The organism is Anaerostipes sp. MSJ-23 (assembly GCF_018918155.1).
In the GTDB taxonomy this organism is placed as follows: Bacteria; Bacillota; Clostridia; order Lachnospirales; family Lachnospiraceae; genus Anaerostipes.
Genome location: NZ_JAHLPY010000031.1, coordinates 1 through 1,816, shown reverse-complemented (window position 1 = coordinate 1,816; position 1,816 = coordinate 1). Strand labels below are relative to the sequence as shown.

The window sequence follows — 1,816 nt, the reverse complement described above, 5'->3', positions numbered from 1 at the left end:
AATCGAGTAGGAGGCGGTGACTAACCGCCGTCCTCTCGCAGCACCGTACGTACCGTTCGGTATACGGCGCTTTCAATAGTTGACGTGCACAGACTGGTAGGCTGTGGCTAAATCATAATAGCCACTGTTTATCAGTCTTTCTTTATTCAGCGCCCAAATCACAGCTTTATTATTACTGATATACCAGTACTTTCTGCGACTGTTTGCTATTGTTGCCGCATAGTGTTCTGGAATTCCCAGCTTGACTAGGTTTTTATATTTCGTTCTGGGTTTCTTCCATTGTTTCCATATGCACATGCGTATTCTATGATAGAGCCATCCATTGATGTCATCTATGTTGCTCTTCATACTTGCAATTCCGTAGTAGTTAAGCCATCCCCTTGCATACACCTTGATTTTCTTTAGGCTTGGTTTGATTGACTGACATCGCTTACGGGAAGATAACTCCTTCCGTCTGGACTTAAACTTCTTCCATGACTTCGGATGAACTCTGACATAAATGCCTTTTTCGTTCCTTCCCAATGCAAAGCCAAGGAATTTAAAATTTCGGATTGCAAACTCGCTGACAGTACGGCTCTTTTCTCGGTTGACTGTAAGTTTCAGCCTCTCCTCAAGATATTTTGTACTGCTTTCCAAGAGTCTCTCTGATGCTCGCCTGCTCTTTGCAAGAAGCACGATGTCATCTGCATATCTTATGCATGGAACATCTCTTTTCAAGAATTCTTGGTCGAACTCATTGAGGTAGACATTTGCCAGCAATGGTGATAGATTTCCACCTTGTGGTGAGCCTTCCTCTGTATCAATGACCACTCCGTTTTCCATTACACCGCTCTTCCGATAGCGCTTTATCAGCTGTACTACACGTTCATCTTTTACATTCTTTCGGAGAAGATTGATAAGAATTTCGTGATTAAGAGTATCGAAATATTTTGACAAGTCAAGGACTACAGCAAATGTATAGCCTTGTTCTGCATACTCCTTAACCTTAAGTATTGCATCTTTTGCACTTCTGTTCGGACGATAGCCATAGCTGCCCTCTGCAAACGGCGGTTCATAGATTGGCACTAACTGTTGGGTTATTGCCTGTTGGAGTGTCCGGTCTATCACTGTTGGTATGCCAAGCTTTCGCACACCACCATCTGGTTTGGGAATCTCAACTCGTCTTACTGGAGACGGAGTATACTTTCCACGATAAATGCGGTCGGTTAACTCTTGTTGATGTTCCTTTAGATATGGAAGAGCCTCCTCAATGGTCATGCCATCAATTCCCGGCGCTCCCTTGTTTGCCTTGACTCTCTTATACGCTCTGTTAAAGTTGTCTTTATACAGTATCGCTTCCAAAAGTCTCGGCTGTGCACTGTCTCTTTCTTTCCATATCCGATTGAATGACCTGGACACTTTCACATACCCTTCATGTTCCGCATTATCTCTTTGCGAACAGCCATTGTTTTCAATGTTTTCTGCCATAGACGGTCATTCCTCCTTTCTCGGTCATACTCAAGACTCCTAATGATTCAGTCCTTCACCTCTCGGCTACTATGACCTCTGCTGACTTCTGTGCGTTCAGCATTGCTTTATGCAATGGTTACCTCTTTCAAGGCGTGCCGCACAGACCTCCCTAGGTACCACACGTTTCTTCCTCTCCATCCATCTGTCTCATTTATCATACATGATTCCGTGTAGTTATTGGGTTTCAACTTGTGATGCAGTCTTGCCCTCATGCATGACCTCATATGAGATTTCTGTTCGTCAGACCAGAGATTTGCCCGTGAGTTAGTATGTTCCTCACATCCAGCTTCCTTCAGATTCCATCTCG

Annotated in this window: 1 protein-coding gene; it reads right to left on the bottom strand. The window is 44.0% G+C overall.

From position 1 onward, the window contains the following. Window positions 1–72: 72 nt before the first annotated feature. Complete coding sequence (gene ltrA, locus KQI71_RS12190) at window positions 73–1,467, bottom strand: group II intron reverse transcriptase/maturase (protein ID WP_216436388.1); 1,395 nt, start codon at window positions 1,465–1,467, stop codon at window positions 73–75. Between the last annotated feature and the right edge of the window lie 349 nt (window positions 1,468–1,816).

Bases quoted from the DNA above. Each gene is read 5' to 3' on its own strand.
- ltrA (WP_216436388.1), bottom strand. From the start codon at position 1,467: ATGGCAGAAAACATTGAAAACAATGGCTGTTCGCAAAGAGATAATGCG.